This window comes from Novipirellula rosea, from assembly GCF_039541335.1.
Taxonomy (GTDB): Bacteria; Planctomycetota; Planctomycetia; order Pirellulales; family Pirellulaceae; genus Novipirellula; species Novipirellula rosea.
Genome location: NZ_BAABGA010000065.1, coordinates 23,318 through 42,029, shown reverse-complemented (window position 1 = coordinate 42,029; position 18,712 = coordinate 23,318). Strand labels below are relative to the sequence as shown.

Here is an 18,712-nt window from a genome sequence, read left to right as displayed (position 1 = left end):
ATGGAGCATTTAGGTGGTCCCTTTACTAGATTTCATTGATCTGGGGGACATACCAGGTGTCAGGACTCTTTTCCGCCAGGGGGAAGGCTTCGCCAGCGTCAGGTCTTGTATTCGGTGTTTCGTGAGCCAAGTCGATCGAAGCGGTTTTGAAAGGTCCACTTCACTGCTCCGGCGGCCGACACCGGAGCAGGTTTCTCAATTCCCAGAATGCTCCGGTTTCACTGACCAGACGTTTCACTGGAGTCGGCCACTGCAGCACGCTGAGGTGTTCATGCCCCACGTCGTGACCACGCTGCCGATTCGTTGCGGTTGATGCCAGCCCGATTCTTTAGAAGGCCCTTCAAAGAGCCTGAAGGTTGATTCAAAGGTAGTTCGAGAACTCGAAGAAATTGCCCAGCAAAATTGCAAGAGGATGAGACGTGGTTGCCTGAAGACGTCTCGTTTGGAGAAATCGATTGGAGAATTGGTGCCACCCACCCATTCTGCGTTTGCGAATTCTTACTCAACGTGTCTGTGTTGTCGTTACCGAGCTGAGCTGGTCAGTTCCTGATTGTCGATGACTCCGTCGTTATTTTTGTCAAAACGGCTGAACATCGGAGTTGGGCCACGGAATTCGGCCTTCGTGATCTTGCCGTCTTTGTTTGCATCATGGCGAAGCATCCGCGCCGCCATGCCTCTGCCCTCGCCACGCTGTGGCCTTCCGTCGCGTGTTGCGAGTGCTGGCGGGTTGGCCATCGCTTGCTTCATTTCGTCGGCACTCCACGGCGGAATGTCCTTTCCGCAGATCGTCAGTAACGCTGCGAACCAGTGATGTGCCATCACTTCGGCTCCCATGTCGTTTGGGTGAACTTTGTCGGCCTGAAACGCTTGTGGCCAGATCTTGCTGGTCGGCGTCCAAACATCCGGCCCTGCATACACATCATGCGGTTTCGATTGGATAAAAGCAGCGAGCGATAGTCGTTCATTGCCGATCTCGGGTTCCATTCCTTGTTTGTAAATATGCATTGCGATCACAACAGCATCCGCGCCGTCGGCCTTTAACAGGTCCGTGTATGCTTTGATCACGTCTGCACCTTTGCGGATATGCTCTTGATTGCTCTGATCACGAATGCCTTCCGAGCGACTGCCAAAGGCCCACTGCAGCGATTGCTGAGCCAGCACGATTTTGGGGCGGGAGTCGTCTTTTAGCAGTGGTCGAAGTTTCGTCGTCCACGGTTGCATCGGCTCACCCGTTTCGACATTCATCCACTTCGCGATAGGCGTCGAGCCCTGAGTCGCCGACTTCACTTCAATCACTCGCTTTCCGTCGAAGTATCGGTCGAGCTTCCGTTGCAGCATCGCTGGCCAGTGGAATGAAGTCGAATAGCCGTTCACAACGAATGTTCGTGGCTTGCCGTCAAACCAATCTGGGCGATCTGCGTGAACTTCCTGCCCAAACACGGAAGGGGAGGAACCGAATGCGGACGCACAAAGCAGAAAACCTACTAGAACTCTTCTCATCATGAATCTTTCTGATCGGTGGTAGGGGAGTGATCAACCGGCTTTCTTTTCTTCGTTGTCTTTTGCTGTGACAACGTCGACAATTAAATCAAGAGACGCATCGAAAGTTTTTCGTTCGGCCGGTGTTACCGCGTTTTCGATTGAGAGCCTCAGTTTTTCGGAACTGCGGATCAGCTTTGTCGCAAGCCGCCTTCCCGCCGCTGTTAAATGCACTCGCCGCGCGCGACCGTCGATTTTGCAACGCACGCGGCGAATGTACTCACGCTGTTCCAGCAACTTCAGCATCGCTGTCACCGTGTTCGCGTCCGAGACCATGCGGTTAGCGAGTTCCGACTGCGTGATTCCATCTTCCTCTGCCAGCAGCGACAGTAGCACAAACTGGTCAGCCGTTACGTCAAACCGAGCGAAGTGTGCTTGAGCAACCCGATGCATCGTCAGGTAGGCTCGTCGCAACCGCATCGGGATCGATTCTTCAATGGTCATTTGTCAGGATTTCGCTGGTGAACATGGTGTTACGACGACGTCAAACTTGTCGGCTCCTCGGCCGTCCCTCTTGAAATGTTACTACGTGTGCGTACTAATAGCAAGGAGATAACTTATTAGCCACTCTTCTTGAACGGGAAACCCATCCATGGTGTCACAAGAATCTGCCACGCCCATCGTCCGCAAAATCGAAGAATCCTCTGATCCCGATGAACATGGATCGAGTTTGAATCCCGTTCAGAAGCGGGAAATCGTGTTGCGATTGGAGGCCGAATCGCTCGACAACATGCGTAAACGGGCAACGGTCCGGGTCGATCAGCCCAAAGGCAGCACCTTCGAAATTATCTGCGACGAAGGCCCGTACTTGGGCGGTGACGATTCCGCGCCACCGCCACTGGCCTACTACAGTGCCAGCATCGCGTTCTGCCTGTTAACTCAGCTATCGCGTTACGTGAAGGTCAAGAATCTGAATATCCGCAGTATGAAGCTCGCGCAGGAAACGCGATTCGCGATGGAAGGCTCCGTTATCAAAGGAACGCTGGCTGGCCGTGGCGTCGAAGTCGTCACTCATCTGGACATTGAATCGGACGAGCCCGAAGACGTGTTGCGGCAGATGATCGAAGTCGGAAAGAACAGCTGTTTCATCCACCAGTCGATCATGAATCCAGTGCCATCGACGATTCAAGCAAAGGTCAACGGACAGTTACTCAGCTGATCGTGAGCTTTGAAAGATCATACGGACGGCACGCAATCATTGGGTTAAAACCCGTTAGCCGTTTGGGCGATAAACTGGACTGCTAAAATTGTGGGCTTATCGTGATTTTTGGTTGCGCAATTTTTCTGCCACCTCTCCACCAACTTCGTTGGGGGAGAGGTCGAACGGAGCCTTCAGCGACGTTCGGGTGAGGGGGCTGACCGAGCAAGCCACTCGCCGACGATAACGCCGTTTGCGCTGGAATTGCTCGCCGATAGCGCGGTCGCCCCCTCACCCGAGCAACGCCTTTAAGGGCGTGCTCGACCTCTCCCCCGACTTCGTCGGTGGAGAGGTAACTGGTAAATAGGCCCGAAGAAAACTTACCCCCAATATCCGATGTTAACACCAAAGATTTAGCAGCCCATCGCTATCCCCGGTTCAGCGTCGGAACCGTGGCTAGCGCCAAAACGGCCAATATACTGAAAGACTCCTGCCTAACTGCTTAGTGTTAGCAAGCTGTTCCGGCCGGTGGGAACCGGCCCTACGCTCTACTACTCGATTGGGGCGAAGTGGAGGTTTGGATCTTGAACACCGCATCGCCAATACCAAACATCGAAAGCCAGTGCTGCACCTCTGGGGTACATTTTGATTAAAATACCTAGGTCTCTCGCTAATTCTCGACTTTGAGGCAGCGAGACTCGTCGACAGATTCCCAAGTCTCTTGGCGACTTTCGCGACGACGTGAACACTGATTCTTAGCTGCGTCAAAGCACTAGGCAGCTCGGCACGAGCTATGATGTGTCGTGCCAACTCCCCTTTCCATTCCCAAGTGACCACTCTCGATGATACGAACTCTGCATTTGATCTCACTGAAATCCTTCACGTGCGTCGCCATTGTCATCTTGGTGGGATTCGCCCAGTGTTGCTCGGCTCAGCAAAGTGCTGCCCGAGAAAGTGATCGCGAGGTGCAGACGGGGGTTCCGATTGGCAAGCTGACCCGCGGCGTGTTTGAACAGAGCAAGCTGTTCCCCGGAACACGACGCGACTATGCCGTTTACGTGCCTGCACAGTACTCTCCCGACCAACCGGTCAACTTGATGGTGTTCATGGACGGCATGAATTACGCTAAGCCGGACGGTGCGTTTCGCGTTCCCGTCGTCTTTGACAACCTGATTCACCAGAAAGCGATGCCAGTCACTGTCGCGGTGTTCGTGAATCCCGGCACGATTCCGGCAACGCGACAGGGCGCCGATGGTCGCAGCAACCGGTCGTTTGAGTACGATTCACTTGGTGACCGCTACGCGAACTTTCTGGTCGACGAGTTTTTACCCGTCGCCCTCGAAGGGATCAATGTTTCCGACGATCCAGCGGACCGCGCCGTGTGCGGGATTTCATCAGGTGGCATGTGCGCCTTTACTGTCGCTTGGGAGAAACCAGAACAGTTCAGCAAAGTTCTTAGTCATATCGGCAGCTACACGAACATTCGTGGTGGTTGGGCTTATCCCAGCTTGGTCCGCAAAACGAAAGAGAATCCGAAGCCGATCAAGGTCTATCTCCAAGAGGGCAACGACGACCTCAGTAATCTGCATGGCAACTGGCCACTCGGCAATCGTTCGCTCGCCGCTGCACTTCAGTACGCGGGCTACACCTACAAATTGGTGATGACCGAGGGAGGGCACAGCGGCAAATGGGGCGGGCTTGAACTACCCAATGCTCTTCGTTGGCTGTGGGACGACAACGCCCAGTCCACCAACATTCCGTCCACCGCGACCAAGCCCGCCTGGGAGCCACACCCAGACGCGGTCCCACGCGACGATGTTCCTCATGGCACCGTCGAGGTTATGCAGCCCTGGGAATCTAAGATGTTCCCCGACACGATTCGTGACTGGGCCGTCTACGTTCCCGCGCAATACAACAAGGACACGCCTGCTGCGTTGATGGTGTTCCAAGATGGCGAACGAATGCGAGACGTGAACGGACGCTGGCGAATTCCTGTTGTGTTTGACAACTTAATCGCTCGCGGTGACATGCCGCCCACGATCGCCGTCTTTCTCGATCCAGGCCACCACAAATCGAAACCACGCAAAGGCAACAAGTCGTCCAATCGCAGCTTTGAGTACGACGGACTGGGAGATCGCTACGCAACTTTCCTGCTCGACGAAATACTGCCGGAAGTGGAATCACGTTACAACATTTCCGATGATCCCAAGATGCGTGCGATCGGTGGATCGAGTTCCGGTGCGATCTGTGCCTTTACCGTTGCTTGGGAGCGGCCCGACCAGTTCCAAAAGGTCTACAACAGCGTCGGCAGCTACACCAATCTCCGTGGTGGCGATGCCTATTCGGGACTCGTGCGGAAAACGGAACCCAAGCCAATCCGTGTCTACATGGCTGACACGAGCGGCGACGTCGACAATGCGTTTGGAAGTTGGCCGATCGCGAACCAACAGATGGCATCGTCACTGAAGTATATGGGCTATGACGTCCGTTTCGATTGGGCCGAAGGCTACATGCATAACGCGGACTACGGAAGCTCGCGTTTTCCCGATGCGATGAAGTGGCTATGGCGAAACGAAGCTCACTCGCCGACCATTGACACGAGTGACGACTTGCGTGGCGACCTCACGCTGTTGAATCTACTTGTGCCGGGTGAGTCATGGAAAGTCGTTGCCCAGGATCTGGGCTTCGCCGATGCTCCGTGCAGCGACGATCAAGGCAACTTCTACTTCTGCGACATGAAGGCACCTGCGGTCTACCGCGTCGACGCAATCAGCGGTGAGAAAACCGTGATTGCGAAGGAGTCCGTCAGCGGACTCGAATTCGGTCCCGACGGATTGCTGTACGCATGCCAAGGCAAACAGAAACGCGTGATCGCCATCGATGCAACCAACGGCGATGTGAAAGTCGTCGCTTCCGATGTGCAACCCAACGACATGGCGATCACCAAGGACGGCTTCATTTTCATCACTGAGACGCAAGCGAAGCAAGTCACGCGAATCAACATCAAGACGGGTGAGGTTTCGGTCGCTGACACCGGCATCACACGTCCCAACGGGATCGCGCTGTCGAATGACGGCGGAACGCTTGCCGTTTCTGACCATGGTGGTCCCTACACGTGGACATTCCGCGTCAATGCGGATGGCGAATTGGATGCTAAGATGCCGACCATGCCGATGCGACTGCTGATCGACCCCAAGGGGGAATTCAAGTTCAACGAACCACCGCCATACAGCACCGTCTCTCGTGGCGATGGCATGTGCGTCGATAAAGCCGGGCGGTATTACGTCACCAGCGAGTTAGGCGTGCAAATTTTTGACCCAACGGGACGTCCGTGCGGCGTGCTTCCCAAACCCGACAAGACCATGCCGTTAACCAGTTGCACGATCGCTGGCGAGAACCACGAGACCCTCTTTATCACCAACGGCCGAGCGGTCTACCAGCGTGAACTGCAGATCCAATAGTGAAGTTGGATCCGTTCCTAATCTGCCAGGCAAGTGTCTTTCAGTAGGTTAGGGAGAGAAAAAGGTACGGGAGAGAAAAAGGTACGCGGACTCTTTTCTCGGGAGTTGCAGGTCGGTTTCAGTGCTCCGGTGACCGACTCCGGAGTGTGTTGTCGCCTAACTAAGCGTGCTCCGGTTTCATCGACCGGACGTTTCACTGGAGTCGGATACTGCAGCACGCTGAGGTGTCCATGCCCCACGTCGTGCCCACGCCGCCGACTCGTTGCGGTTGATGCCAGCCCGGTTTTTTAGAAGGCCCTTCTTGAGTCGACCCTCAAAAGAGCCTAAAGACTGACTCAAAGGTAACTCGAGAACTCGAGAAATTGCCCCGCAAAATTGCACGAGGATGAGACGTGGTTGCCTGAAGAAATCGATGACGAGAACGGCTCGTCGATTATCGGATGAGTTCGCGAAGTGCGGCGAGGCGATCTGGCAGCTCAGCGAATTGTGGTTCCGTGAGGTGCGAGTGGACGCATTTCGCAGAGCTGCAAACGTGGCGGACTTTGGAGTGTTTGACCATTGCCAGCAAAAAGTCCCGCGTTTTCGGCTGCGAGAGCTGCCCCACTAGGACGCTCACAATCGGCTGAGACACGGGGAAATACGCAATCCGACGTTTCGGCGGTGTCCGTGGCGGTGTCATCCGCGCACGGGAGCGACGACCAAGGCAATGAACTATTGGCGATCTGGAGTGGCTTGGATGATCCTGCGAAAGCCGAGCTGATGAGCGTAGCGAGAGATCTGGCGAGTCGATCGGACCAAGTAACGCGATTGCCGAACCCAACCGGAGCGAAGCGGTAGGGCGTCTTGATCTACCCTCCACCAAAGCTATTCCAGGGAATTGACTGCTGACGCCTTGGAAAAGGAAGCGGGCTGAAGACACGCCGGAAACACCTCGGCGATGATCAGGACTCGCCCAACTAGTCACCGTGGGAAATTTGGGAGATGTTGCCATCGGTAGGAAGGCGAATGCAACGGAGGGATGTCGCGGAGTTACAATCGAGTTCTTGGCAAATGACAAAGGCTGTGGCCGAAACCAGAATTCCCCACTGATAAGGATTGAAATTAATGCGATCGTTTTTGGTTCTACTCGCCCTAACTATCGCCGGATGCTCAACCGGCACACCAACCCCCGATTCATTTAGCGTCTTCGCCGAGTCAGAGCTTTCTCGGTATCAAAACTTGGCACTTGATGGAGTCGTCTTCTCGCTAGTCGATACAGACCTCAGGGAAAACGACTCGCTTTCTTATCCGTTCGTTGGGATCGTCAAGTTTAAGGTGATCGATAACACCAAATGGTTCACGCGGCATGTCCCAGGATACGAAACTCCAGCCGTCGTCACCTTTTCCGTTCCGATCGAGTACCGGTACCGATCGGATAACAAATCATGGGAATTCGTCAAATCCAATTACCGGGAAGTCGCATTCGATCTCCCTGAGGTGACAGATGAAGGTAAGAAATTCGACGTTCTTGAGAAGATTCTTTCTGATCCGCTGACTGGCACGATCACAGACCCAAGCAAGATGCCGTTCCTTGTTAGAACGATATCTACATGGACTCTTGATGAGTACAAAAAGGAATTCAAGATTGATTGAGTCTTCAAGTTAGTGATGTTTGGAGATGCCAGCCATCGATGAAGATCACGCTGTTCACGCGGGTGTACCAAGGTAGGGTATATCTAAGTCACGGGTCCTTTCTGGAGGTCTGATTGCTCCCACCCTCACAAGGGAACGGTGAGTGAATCAACAAACGTAGCGCTACACGGGCTATCCCAAAAAAAAGGGGTAGGGGTCCCTGCGCCGCAGCGTCTGGGATCTGTTAGTGGAAACGCCCGAAACGTGAATCCCGACTGTGGCAATTGCGTTAACGCCACCAGCAACGCCCCTGCTGTCGACGGAGACGCCGCGAAACCTCAAACGGGCATAATCTGTCGAGTTGACTACTCGATGCGTTAAATCGCTTACAGGAATCATCAGGACCAATCAAACGGCAAAAAGTGCCCTGGACACGGTCTTGGTTGTCACGAGAATGGGCTCCGTGGACCGATCCCCACATCTAACCGAATTGCTGGGCTGATCCCCCGGCGAATGCGGGTACGCGACTGATCCTCGCCTAACGATCTGACCGAGTGGTGCGACACCTTGCGCTCACTCGGTTGGATCGGCCCTTCAAACAAGCAAGGTGATTCTGATGACCGATGCCGAATCTGTAGACTTGGAACTGCGCGAACTGACTTGGCGAGACCTCGCGAACGATGCGTACAAGACGGCTGAAAGCGTCGTGAAGTCACTGTCGGTAAACTGGATGCCGGAGCCCAACGCCAGGGCGATGCGGGATGGTAAGCCGCTGTCGATCGATGAGACGGCTGAGCTACTCCAAGAGCGTCTGGAGCTTCTGGAAGGCCGGTACGCCTATCTGCGGAGCATGTTTGGCCGGATGGGGCCGCTGCTGGACGACATGGATGAATTCACTATTCCGGCCCACCCGGTTTACTACTCGTGGTACCCGGGTATGGAAACGGTCATCGTCCCTGAATCGGAATACCAAGCCGCATGGAAGGCAATCGCCGACGTAGAGAGCCGCATTGCGTTTTGGAACCTGATGGCGACGGACCACTATCGTGAGGCGAGCCACATCGCTGAAAAGCCGGAAGAGGAGCGAACCCCGCAAGAGATCGACCGACTACAGCGATACCGAGACCGCCAATCTAACAATCCATTCCATCCCCATATCAAGAAGCTGATTCTCGATCGGTTGCGAAAAGAACAGGCTCGAATCAAGAGGGATTTTGCCATCGGGCTGGCTGATGAGCTAGCGCCGCCTGCATTGGATCCGCTGTACGACACACGTCCGAAGCGTGAGGGAGTCGCAAGAACGGAGTCACCCGAAGCCGACGAGCCGAACGTCGATAAGCCAGATGAGGAACGCGACGGCCTGCTGTTATCGCCGGGGGCGATGGAGGGCTTGGCGAGCGTACTAGGCCAGCTATCGAAGCGGCCCGCTCACGAAATTGCGGCTGGCGAAATCATCGATCGAATACGGAAAGACCGACGTGAAGCAAAGACATCCCAAGACAATTGGGCCTTAAAGCTAGGGCGGAGCAAAAGGACGATCGGCAAGGCAATGGAAATCGTCGTGAAGTCTCCCGAGTACCAAGATGCTGTGTCGTCACCGGTATCGTCCGGTACCGCAAGAAAAAATCTGACACGGCAAAATACGTAGTTTTTCGGTACCGTCTCGGCGATACCGGCGAGAAATGGATACCGGAGGCCCATGAGTGTAGGAGGACCACTCATGGCCAAAAAACGAAAACCAAACCCAAACGTCGACGCTGTACGAGCACTCATACGGATTGCTCGATCGGCGTCTCTATCAGGTGATGACCTGCTGCTGCGTAGCGCTGAGGTCGAGCTGTCGGACTACGGCATCTCACTCGTAGACATCGGCATTACCACCACCCCTGAGCCGAAGGAGGTGGCCCGTGGCTAATCCAACACGATCGACAGTGATCGAATCTGTCGACCTGGATGAGCTGATATCAGCTATATGCGGCAGCCTCATCGAGGCCCTGCAGCCCCTACTGTCCGAGTCGTCCGAGCCCCGTCTGGTCAATGGCGACCGCATGTCAGACCTCCTCGGTGTGTCGAGGCCGACCTTGGATCGCGCAAGGGCAGCCGGGGAGATCCCCAGCATCACGATTGGGAGTCGGCGACTGTATCAGCCTGATGCGGTCATCGCGGCACTGGCCGCAGCCCACGAAAAAGGGGCAGTGACCAATGTTGATTGACCACCACCCCAAGAAAACGCGTGACAGTGCGACCCGTCACCACGATGATACCCGACACGAGCCACGAGCCCAAGCTGATTGTGGGCGTGTACGTATCGCCGGACGTGTGGGTGAGATCGCGCGACAGGTAGCCGAGATGGCGGCGTCCGACCGTCTGGCGATACGACTGGCTGTGCATCGCCGCCGACGACAGCTACTGACCGAGAAGGGCTATTCGGCCGACGAAATCGACCGCATCGAGGACCTTCGGCTTGGCGCCACGTATCACGTTTTGTGTGCGATGGCCCAGTGCTCGCGTGTGTGGATCGATGACGGCACGCTGCACGTCGATGGCACCCGAGCGGGACAATTTGCCAAGCGGCTAAGCCGATACAACACGGTCCCCGATGGGCACGATCGGAGCCTAGCGGCGGTGCTGTACCTTCGACTCACTGGAGGTGCAACATGACCCAGCGTGATACGACTTTGCCGCAGTATCCGTCTGCGGATCGGAAAAACATCGGCTACGCAATCCGATACATCAAGGCCCTGATGGCGAGCGATGCAATACGAGACATCGGCATGGAGGCGGTCCTGCTTTGCGTGTTTGTCGCGTCGTGTGAGGACAAGCTGCACTATGCCAAACCGCCAAAGTATTGGCGAAAGGAAATGATGAATCAGTTCGGCAAAGGCTCGCCCAAGGATTTAAATCGCATCCGGAAGGCTGCAGAGGATGCTGGGCTACTTCATCACGTTCCCGGAACCAGAACCAAGATGGGAGTGTATTGGACATTGGTGCCTGAATGGCTCCCGATGGGACACGAACCGTTCCCAAAAGGGAACGGAACGAAGCCGAACCGTTCCCAAAAGGGAACGGATCAAGCTGCGAACCGTTCCCAAAAGGGAACGGAAAGGGGAACGGAAAGGGGAACGCTTTCTATACCCAGTACCCATACACCCAAAAAGAAGAAGACCGAGCCATCATTTGATCCTGCGAAAGTTGATCTGCCATTTGGCTCTGACGAATTCCGAGAGGCCTGGGAAGACTACTGCGAAATGAGGCGCGAAGTCAAAAAGGCGCTGACACCGACTGCCGCCAAGGCCGCGTTGAAGAAGCTAGGTGGCTGGGAAGAGGCTGACGCCTGTGTTGCGCTCGAAAACAGTACGGCCAGTCAGTGGCAGGGATTGTTTCTACCGGACAAACCAAGAGGACGCGCGGACGATCGCGAGCCAACGACACCACCACCACCACCAATCAAGCGACGGAGATCACCCCAATGACCAATCATGACCGACCGACCGCCCGCGACCGCGTGACCGAGACCGAGCGGTGCCTACTCGCTGCCATAATCTCTGATCCCGACACGATCGATGAGACATCCGCCATCGTCGATGCCAGCGACTTCGCGAGCGATCACCATCGTCGGCTGTGGGAGATCGTCACAGCGATGGACGGCGCCAATGAGTCGACGCGTGACATTGGGCGGCTATTGGCTCACATCCGAGATGCAGGGCTGATGGAGGCTCTCGGCGGCAAGAGTGAATTCATCAAACGATACCTGGACATCGAGGTATCGGCTAACGCGACAGCCTACGCCACGGACGTCAAGCGGCACTCGGTACGACGACAGCTCAGAGCCATCGCCAAGCAACTCGCCGACGACATCGAGGCGGTCGACGATCCGATCGAGGCGGCCAACATCATCCGAAGCAAGATCGATGACGTGGTAGCGTACGGATCGACGACCACGGACACGCTGAGCCTCCATGAGGCGGCATTGCAAAGGCTGCAACTGATCGAGAATCCCGAGGCATCCGAAGTCGGCAAGCTGATCCCAACCGGCATAACGTGTCTTGATGAAGTCTATGGAGGCCTGCGATGCGGCGGATCCTACGTAATTGCAGCGAGGCCTGGGCGGGGCAAGTCGGCATTGATGAAGCAGATTTTCAACTCGTTGGACGTCCGAGGAAGGTCATCGCTGTGTATCTCGCTGGAGATGGAGCCGCATGAGTTTGCATCGCGAGTCTTGTCGGAACGAGCCGAAATCGACGGCAAGATGCTAGAGGTGGATGACACCGGTGGATGCCTATTGAGCAGCGACGAGCTTGAGCGACTACGCAAAACCGTCAGCGACACCGAGCACAGCGTGATTTACATAGCAGCGCCCAAGGGAAAAGCAGCGACGATGGAGGCGATAGCGGCACAAGCGAGGCTGGCCAAAGCGAAATGGGGCATCGAGGTGCTGGCAGTGGATTATCTGCAAATCATGGCCAAGTCATCGCCAAGACAAACAGACTACGAGTTCGTCACAGCAAACTCGAAGGCATTTAAGCAATTGGCGAGAGAGCTGGGCATCGTCGTGATTGTCCTATCGCAGCTAAACCGAGGTGGCGAGAGCGGTGGCAACCCAAGGCGTCCGAGATTGTCTGACCTTCGCGACAGCGGATCGATCGAGCAGGATGCGGACGGTGTAATCATGCTCCACCAGATCGCGGAGCACTCCACAGACTATGAGTTGATCGTTGCGAAAATGCGAAACGACTCGGAGAACAGATTCCCGGTTGAGCTTGTCGGCAAGTACACAATGTTTCGATCGCGGGAGGGCAAATGATGGACACCACGACCAACACCCACAGCACCATCGTTCCCATCGTTCCGGTAGTGTTCACCGCGACTGACGAACGCACTCGCAGGCTTGCCTGGGGCATGGCCGCCGACGATGACGCAGAGCGACTCTTGGCGATGGATGAGATGGATCCGACCGACGTTCCAACGTGTCCACGATGCCGGAGAGTTTGCGACACCCAGCGAATGGATGACGATTGGCGGTGCTCTCGATGTGACACCGATGCCCGTGAAATCAGGGAACGAACAAGGCGTTTTTGGGCCCAATAGGAGGCCCGGAGTGCGTGCTATGTTGCTCGCGTGTGTGCGCGTGCGCGTAGGGCCTTCCGACTGGGCCACAGGAAAATCTACATACACGCAGGCATCGAGCTTGCTAAACTGACCTCGCAACGGCTAGGGGTAAGCTCCCGAACACCGGTCATCACCCACCGGCCCGCCGTTGCTCTTTCTTCTTTTGGGTGACGTGAGAGGTGACACGATGGCGAGTTTGCGTAAAGAGAATGACCGTGGACGAGTTGGGTGGCGGTTACAGTTTCGGCACGATGGCAAGCGTCGGTCTCTGTGGCTAAGTGATCCAAGTAAGCGACGCGCCGAAACGGTGATGCGTCACGTTGACGAACTTGTTAGAGCCAAGGCGTCTGGAGGTGGGATTGATCCAGCGACCGCTAACTGGGCGATCGATCTTCAGGGCAAGCTCTTTGACTCTCTTGCCCGCATCGGTTTGGTCGACCCGAAGCGACATACATCGCTTGGTGATGATGCTCGACTGCTTGGCCCGTTCTGCGATGCGTACATTGCCAGCCGTACCGATCTGAAACAGGCAACGATCGACAACTACGGACATGCCAGACGGTTGTTGGTCGAGCGGTTTGGAGAGCGTCACATACTCGCAGCGATTACGGTTGCTGATGCCGAGAATTGGCGTCGATGGATGCTTGCCCGACCGGTGAAGTGGGATGCCGACGGTAAGCCGACCGCGACGATGGCCGAAGCGACAGTGAGCAAGCACGTGAAGCGGGCCAAGACGATGTTCGCCCATGCGGTTAAGGACCGGTTGCTAACCGAAAATCCCTTTGCCGAACTGAAAACGAGCAGCGAAGTGAATCGCAGTCGTGATCACTACATTGACCGCAAGACCGCCGCGGCCGTCCTTACTGCCTGTCCCGATGATGACTGGCGGTTGGTATTTGCGTTTGCTCGCTTTGCAGGCCTGCGACGATGTGAGGTGCTCGCCATGAAGTGGACGGACATCCTCTGGGATGTGGAGCGGTTGCGTATCGACTCACCAAAGACCGGCTTGCGGTTCTGTCCCATCTTTCCTGAGCTGATGCCGTTCCTGCTTGCATCGTCCGAGTCGGCACCCGATGGGGCGGTGCGGTGCATTCACCGATATCATCGATTGGCCAATGTGGGCACCCAGCTAAACCGAGTCATCGAGTCGGCCGGAGTCGTCCCATGGCCCAAGACGTTCCAGAACCTGAGAGCGACCCGCCGCACCGAACTGCAGGAGCGGCACCAGGATCACGTTGTTAACTCATGGCTTGGTCATTCGAGCCAAACGGCTGAGAAGCACTATTTGCAGGTGACTGATGACCATTGGGCCGCGGGCTCGAATGAGGTGACCGGTGAGGCAATCGATGCTGAATCGATCATTAATGGCTCTGGCGGTGTCCGTGGCGGTGTCATCGGTGCAAATCACCAAGGAAAAGAGCCAATCACCCCACGAAAAAACCCCGCGAAACAGGCTTGTGAGGTGCCTGGAACACGGGGTTTTATGAGTCTAGCTGCCCCACTAGGACTTGAACCTAGAATAACAGAGTCAGAATCTGTCGTGTTGCCAATTACACTATGGGGCAGTGTTGTTGCGAATGCGCTGACGCGGAAGCTGTTTTGATTCCGAAGCCGCCTTCATTTTGCCAGCCGCATTCAAATGTTTCCGATTTGAATATTTCGGCTCCGTGTCGCCTTTTCCGCAGTTGCGACGACCATCATAAGCGAAATTGCATTCTTCGCTACTGCCAGTCGCTGCGTCTATTTGGATCGTTTTTTGATTCGCAGTCAAGGTGGTGTTCCGATTCCTTCGTTGTTGTTTGGGCCCAATTGGCATAGAATGTGCTTCCGGCACGGCTCACCGCGAGCATTTGGCGTCTTAGGGCGTGGGGAATCCGTCGCGAAACGCCAGCGATCCTGGTCGACGGGCCCGTGGCCCAGCGCTGCGCCCTCCATTTTGATTTACTAGATTCCAAGGCATTTCCTATGGCTTTCTTGTCGACAAGTTCGATCGGAGATGACGGCAGCGCAGAACGATTTCGTCTGCAAGACGGCGAGACCGTGATCGGCCGGCACCCGGATTGCCATATAGTGGTCGATGCCGGCGCGGTCAGCCGCTACCACGCCAAAGTCGTGCATCAGGATGGCGACTTCCTCGTCGAAGACTCGGGCAGCCGCAACGGCACCTTTTTGAATGGGCAACTGCTGAGCCAGCCTGAGGTGCTGCGGGAAGGAGACCGCGTTCGCATTAGTGACGTGGAGCTCGTCTTTCACAAAGACGCCGTCCCCGAATTTGCCCAAGACCACAATCTGATGACGTTCGATGGATCGAACTTCGGCATCATGATGGTCGAAGACGCGGATGCCGAGAAAATTAGCTCTTCGAAAGTCGAATTCCGCAGTAGCAGTGAGGGGCTGAAGCTGTCGGCAACGCCCGAGGCGAAACTCGAAGCCTTGATGCGAATCAACAGCAACCTCAGCAACGCATTGGGGCTCGACGAAGTACTGCCCAAAGTGCTGAATAGTTTGTTTGATATCTTTCCGGCGGCGGACCGTGGTTTTGTCGTGATGGAGGATGCCAATGGCAATTTGGTTCCCCGTTGGGTCAAAACACGGCAAGCGCGTGATGAGAGTGAGACCGTCCGGATCAGCCGTACGATCATTCGCGAAGTGATGAAAACGGGCGAGGCCATTCTGTCGCTCGACGCCTCCGAAGACACCCGGTTTGACAGCAGCCAATCGATTGCCGATTTTTCGATCCGGTCGATGATTTGTGCTCCGCTGATTGATGGCAGTGGACAAGCCTTTGGCGCTTTACAAATCGATTCGCTCAAAGGCCGCGGGCAATTTCGTGAGGAAGACACCGATTTGCTCAGCGGGGTAGCGGCCCAAGCCGGGGTGGTGATCAACAATGCGCGATTGCACGAGCAAGCGCTGCATCAACGCGAAGTCGAACAAGATCTGAAATTGGCGACGGAAGTTCAGCAGGCTTTCTTGCCTCAATCACCTCCGGATGCGCCGGGCTATCAGGTTTGCAGTTTCTATCAGGCGGCGAACCACATCGGTGGCGACTATTTTGATTACATCCATCTGGCCGATGGACGTGTTGCGGTGGTGGTGGCCGACGTCGTTGGCCACGGTGTAGCGGCGGCGATGTTCATGGCCAAATTGTCGGCGGAAACGCGTTTTTGCTTGGCGAGCGATGCCAACGTGGCTCAAGCGGTCGAGCGGCTGAATGATCGCATGAGCCGGTTGCATGTCGAACGGTTTGTCACGTTTTTATTAATCGTGATTGATCCCACCAGCGATTCGGTGACGATCGTCAACGCAGGCCATATGGCCCCCATCGTACGGCTTGCCCGAGACGGAAAAACTGTCGAACCGGGCGAAGAAGAATCGGGATTGCCGATCGCGATTGATGACGGAATGTCGTACGAAGCTGTCGAGTTTCCGATGGCTGTTGGCGATGTAGCGGTCATGTACACCGATGGGATCAACGAGGCCATGGACAATGACGACAACGAATTTGGGATCGATAAAGTTCGCGAGTTAACGGCGCTCGGTGGCCGTGCCGAAGAGATCAAAGACCGGTTGGTCGAAGCGGTGCTGAAGCATGTCGGCGATGCTCCGCCGTTTGACGATATGTGTTTAGTCGTGATCGAGCGGCTTGCGGTGGCGGGCGAAACGGTCAGTGAACTAACCGATACTGCGGACCAAGATATGTTGGGCCAATTGGCCGATGAAGACACGGGATTCTGAAACCATGAACGCTTCGCAGCTTCGATACGTTGTACGCTTCCGTGGTCAAGTCCAAGGTGTTGGTTTTCGCGCGAACGCACTTTCACAAAGCATCGGTCTCCGCGTGCGGGGATTTGTGCGAAACCGAGGGGATGGATCCGTTGAATTGGATGTGGTCGGCCCCGAATCGGAACTGCGGGAATTGTTAAAGCGAATCGAAGAATCGATGAAAGGTAACATCGACGACCGAGAAATCGAAACATTGCCCGCAGAAGAGCGTGCGGACGAGTTTCGGATTCGATATTCCTAAGCACGCTAGATTTCTGACCACGAAGGTCCTTTTGACAATGAACGAGCTTTGATGAAACGCGACCGGATTTATTCGTTGCCTCACGAACGTGTCGGCAGCTTCGCCTTTGACGAACAGGTGGTCGAGGTCTTTCCCGATATGATCGCGCGATCGGTTCCGGGCTACGCGTCGATTTTGGCGATGATCCAGCAATTGGCTCCGCGGTTCGCTCAAGCAAAAACGAACGTCTACGATTTAGGGTGTTCCCTTGGCGCTGCCACTCTATTGATTCAGCGTCAAGTGCCGCAGGATTGTGTCATTCACGCAGTCGATAATGCGCCGGCGATGGTCGAGCGATTGCAAGCGAAATTGCAAGACAGCGAGCCGCAATCGGCCATGGCTCCGGTCCACGTACATCAAGCAGACGTGTGCGGATTCCCGATGACCAACGCTTCGTTTGTGGTACTGAATTTGACGCTTCAGTTCATCCCCAAAGATCAACGAGCCTCGCTATTAACGGCGGTCGCGGATGCGATCGTGCCAGGGGGCGCGCTGCTTATTTCGGAAAAGATTTGTTTCGACGATGCGGGGCAACAATCGCTGCTGAATGATCTGCACCATGATTTTAAACGGGCCAATGGATACAGTGATCTCGAAATTGCTCAGAAACGTACCGCGTTAGAAGATCGCCTGATCCCCGAGACCATGCAAACGCACGTCGATCGACTTTATGCCGCAGGCTTTGATTGTGTCGCGCCGTGGTTCCAATGCTTCAACTTTGCCTCGATTTTGGCGGTCAAAGCGGAGTCGGCAGCGTGACGTTATTTGATCGAGAGGCATTGTTTGAACAATTGCGTCACCGAGGTTTAACCGATTGGGCGAGCGAATTGCGGCGGATTTGCAGCGAGCGATTTCATCCTTCCAAACACGGCAATCTCGATAAATGGACACGTGCTTGGCAGTCGCTGCCGGATTGCGAGGACGCGTCGATCGATGCCAGCGGCGATGCCGTGACGGTTCGCGGTTCGCTCGCTACGGGGGGCTGTGATGCTGATTCGCTGACGTCGACGCTGATGCAAATGCATCCGTGGCGGAAAGGACCGTTTGATTTCTTTGGAGTCTCGGTGGATACCGAATGGCGATCCAATTGGAAGTGGGATCGTTTGGCCGAGTCGCTGGATTTTCGTGGCAAGTCGGTGCTCGATGTCGGCTGTGGCAACGGATACTACGGGTGGCGGATGATCGATGCGGGAGCCGATTGGGTGCTCGGGTGTGATCCCTATCTTTTGTACGTGATGCAGTTCGAAGCGATGCGCCGCTATGCGACAGGACCAGAGAAGCATTTCATCGTGCCTTTGGCCGATACGGATCTTCCCAGCCAACTGCAAGCATTCGATTTGACACTTTCGATGGGCGTGTTGTATCACCGCACCAGCCCGATTGATCACCTACAAACGCTGGCGGAAACGCTTAAGCCCGGAGGACAGGTGGTGGTCGAGACGTTGGTGATCGAGTCGGACGAAGCGACGGTGCTCGTGCCCGAGGATCGTTATGCCAAGATGCGAAACGTCTGGTTTATCCCTTCGGTACCGATGTTGACGCGGTGGTTGGATCGGACCGGGTTCACCAACATCGACGTCATTGATGTGACCGCGACCACGCCCGCAGAACAGCGGGGAACACCGTGGATGACCTTTCACTCGCTGGTTGATTTTTTGGACCCGGTCGATCGATCACGTACGGTCGAAGGCTACCCGTCGCCGGTTCGAGCGATTGTCGTGGCGACAAAGTCCTAAGCGACTGGCTGACCCGCGTGGATTGAAACGCTCTGCGAATCGTCATCGCATT

The 18,712-nt window shown here is 55.6% G+C and carries 15 protein-coding genes, 1 tRNA gene and 1 pseudogene; 14 read left to right on the top strand and 3 right to left on the bottom strand.

All coding sequences use genetic code 11. From position 1 onward, the window contains the following. Nucleotides 1-522: 522 nt before the first annotated feature. Both ABD971_RS24140 and ABD971_RS24135 read right to left on the bottom strand, forming a co-directional pair. A complete protein-coding gene (locus tag ABD971_RS24140; RefSeq protein ID WP_345326313.1) occupies nucleotides 523-1,338 on the bottom strand; it encodes a hypothetical protein in 816 nt (271 codons plus the stop codon). A 195-nt stretch (nucleotides 1,339-1,533) separates the two neighbouring features. Next, on the bottom strand, nucleotides 1,534-1,983 hold the full coding sequence (locus ABD971_RS24135; RefSeq protein ID WP_345326311.1) for a MarR family winged helix-turn-helix transcriptional regulator: 450 nt from the start codon (nucleotides 1,981-1,983) through the stop codon (nucleotides 1,534-1,536). Nucleotides 1,984-2,131: 148 nt separating this feature from the next. On the opposite strand from ABD971_RS24135, the gene ABD971_RS24130 reads away from it, so the two are divergent. The 10 genes and pseudogenes from ABD971_RS24130 to ABD971_RS36110 form a co-directional block, all read left to right on the top strand. Beyond that, nucleotides 2,132-2,698, top strand: coding sequence for an OsmC-related (seleno)protein (locus tag ABD971_RS24130; RefSeq protein WP_345326309.1), 567 nt, complete (start codon nucleotides 2,132-2,134; stop codon nucleotides 2,696-2,698). An 821-nt stretch (nucleotides 2,699-3,519) separates the two neighbouring features. Then, nucleotides 3,520-6,138, top strand: coding sequence for an alpha/beta hydrolase-fold protein (locus ABD971_RS24125; protein ID WP_345326307.1), 2,619 nt, complete (start codon nucleotides 3,520-3,522; stop codon nucleotides 6,136-6,138). A gap of 1,104 nt (nucleotides 6,139-7,242) precedes the next feature. Further along, complete coding sequence (locus ABD971_RS24120; protein ID WP_345326305.1) at nucleotides 7,243-7,770, top strand: hypothetical protein; 528 nt, start codon at nucleotides 7,243-7,245, stop codon at nucleotides 7,768-7,770. A gap of 595 nt (nucleotides 7,771-8,365) precedes the next feature. Then, on the top strand, nucleotides 8,366-9,397 hold the full coding sequence (locus ABD971_RS24115) for a hypothetical protein (RefSeq protein ID WP_345326303.1): 1,032 nt from the start codon (nucleotides 8,366-8,368) through the stop codon (nucleotides 9,395-9,397). Between the two features lie 72 nt (nucleotides 9,398-9,469). Continuing rightward, nucleotides 9,470-9,664 carry a hypothetical protein gene (locus ABD971_RS24110; protein WP_345326301.1) on the top strand — a complete coding sequence of 65 codons (195 nt, stop codon included), beginning with the start codon at nucleotides 9,470-9,472 and terminating at the stop codon, nucleotides 9,662-9,664. 287 nt (nucleotides 9,665-9,951) lie between these two features. Further along, complete coding sequence (locus ABD971_RS24105) at nucleotides 9,952-10,410, top strand: hypothetical protein (protein WP_345326299.1); 459 nt, start codon at nucleotides 9,952-9,954, stop codon at nucleotides 10,408-10,410. Then, entirely contained in the window at nucleotides 10,407-11,222 is an 816-nt protein-coding gene (locus ABD971_RS24100; protein WP_345326297.1) for a hypothetical protein, read from the top strand. Before ABD971_RS24105 ends, ABD971_RS24100 begins: the two co-directional genes overlap by 4 nt. Further along, nucleotides 11,219-12,553 carry a replicative DNA helicase gene (locus ABD971_RS24095; protein WP_345326295.1) on the top strand — a complete coding sequence of 445 codons (1,335 nt, stop codon included), beginning with the start codon at nucleotides 11,219-11,221 and terminating at the stop codon, nucleotides 12,551-12,553. Before ABD971_RS24100 ends, ABD971_RS24095 begins: the two co-directional genes overlap by 4 nt. Continuing rightward, nucleotides 12,553-12,837: a hypothetical protein gene (locus tag ABD971_RS24090; RefSeq protein WP_345326293.1), complete on the top strand. Its 285-nt coding sequence runs from the start codon at nucleotides 12,553-12,555 to the stop codon at nucleotides 12,835-12,837. The genes ABD971_RS24095 and ABD971_RS24090 overlap by 1 nt, the downstream gene beginning before the upstream one ends. 208 nt (nucleotides 12,838-13,045) lie before the next feature. Continuing rightward, nucleotides 13,046-13,588 (top strand): annotated as a pseudogene (locus ABD971_RS36110) (hypothetical protein); the annotation flags it as partial. A gap of 763 nt (nucleotides 13,589-14,351) precedes the next feature. On the opposite strand, the gene ABD971_RS24080 reads toward ABD971_RS36110, so the two are convergent. Beyond that, nucleotides 14,352-14,423, bottom strand: a tRNA-Gln gene (locus tag ABD971_RS24080). Nucleotides 14,424-14,823: 400 nt separating this feature from the next. Between ABD971_RS24080 and ABD971_RS24075 the strand changes: the two genes are divergently transcribed. Genes ABD971_RS24075 through cmoB form a run of 4 tightly spaced genes read left to right on the top strand, consistent with a single transcriptional unit; the run spans nucleotide 14,824 to nucleotide 18,660 of the window. Next, entirely contained in the window at nucleotides 14,824-16,596 is a 1,773-nt protein-coding gene (locus ABD971_RS24075) for a SpoIIE family protein phosphatase (protein ID WP_339938780.1), read from the top strand. 4 nt (nucleotides 16,597-16,600) lie between these two features. Next, nucleotides 16,601-16,885, top strand: a complete 285-nt coding sequence (locus tag ABD971_RS24070; RefSeq protein WP_339938778.1) for an acylphosphatase — start codon at nucleotides 16,601-16,603, stop codon at nucleotides 16,883-16,885. A gap of 51 nt (nucleotides 16,886-16,936) precedes the next feature. Next, complete coding sequence (gene cmoA / locus ABD971_RS24065) at nucleotides 16,937-17,683, top strand: carboxy-S-adenosyl-L-methionine synthase CmoA (protein ID WP_345326287.1); 747 nt, start codon at nucleotides 16,937-16,939, stop codon at nucleotides 17,681-17,683. Continuing rightward, nucleotides 17,632-18,660 (top strand): tRNA 5-methoxyuridine(34)/uridine 5-oxyacetic acid(34) synthase CmoB, encoded by a 1,029-nt coding sequence (gene cmoB / locus ABD971_RS24060; RefSeq protein ID WP_345326285.1) that lies wholly within the window; start codon nucleotides 17,632-17,634, stop codon nucleotides 18,658-18,660. The genes cmoA and cmoB overlap by 52 nt, the downstream gene beginning before the upstream one ends. Nucleotides 18,661-18,712 lie beyond the last annotated feature (52 nt).